The organism is Pseudomonas sp. Pseusp3, from assembly GCF_047304225.1.
In the GTDB taxonomy this organism is placed as follows: domain Bacteria; phylum Pseudomonadota; class Gammaproteobacteria; order Pseudomonadales; family Pseudomonadaceae; genus Aquipseudomonas; species Aquipseudomonas fluorescens_CD.
Map to the genome: position 1 here is coordinate 1 of NZ_JBGLYV010000246.1, position 508 is coordinate 508.

General features: G+C 60.4%; 1 protein-coding gene. It reads left to right on the forward strand.

Annotated elements, in window-relative coordinates; translation table 11 throughout:
* The coding region (locus ACCD00_RS30760) for an SPASM domain-containing protein (protein ID WP_413428937.1) at positions 1-508 on the forward strand (508 nt) is incomplete at both ends.

Sequence of the window (508 nt, forward strand, 5' to 3'; positions counted from 1 at the left end):
CTGGTGCGCGCCGAACGCATCACCAATGAATACCGCGCCAGACTGGAAGCCGAAGGGCATCCGTGCAAGCTGATTTTCGTCACCCCGGACTATTACGAAGAGCGCCCGAAAGCCTGCATGAATGGCTGGGGCAGTATTTTTCTGACGGTCACCCCCGACGGCACCGCCCTGCCCTGTCACGGTGCCCGACAGCTGCCAGTACAGTTTCCCAACGTGCGCGACCACAGCATGCAACACATCTGGTACGACTCGTTCGGCTTCAACCGCTTTCGCGGTTATGACTGGATGCCCGAACCGTGCCGCTCCTGTGACGAGAAAGAACAAGACTTCGGCGGCTGCCGCTGTCAGGCGTTCATGCTCACGGGGGACGCCAGCAACGCCGACCCGGTGTGCAGCAAGTCGCCACAACACGGCGTGATCCTCAAGGCTCGCGAAGAAGCCGAACACGCAACCCAGACCATCGACCAACTGGCCTTTCGCAATGAACGAAACTCACGCCTCATCGCCA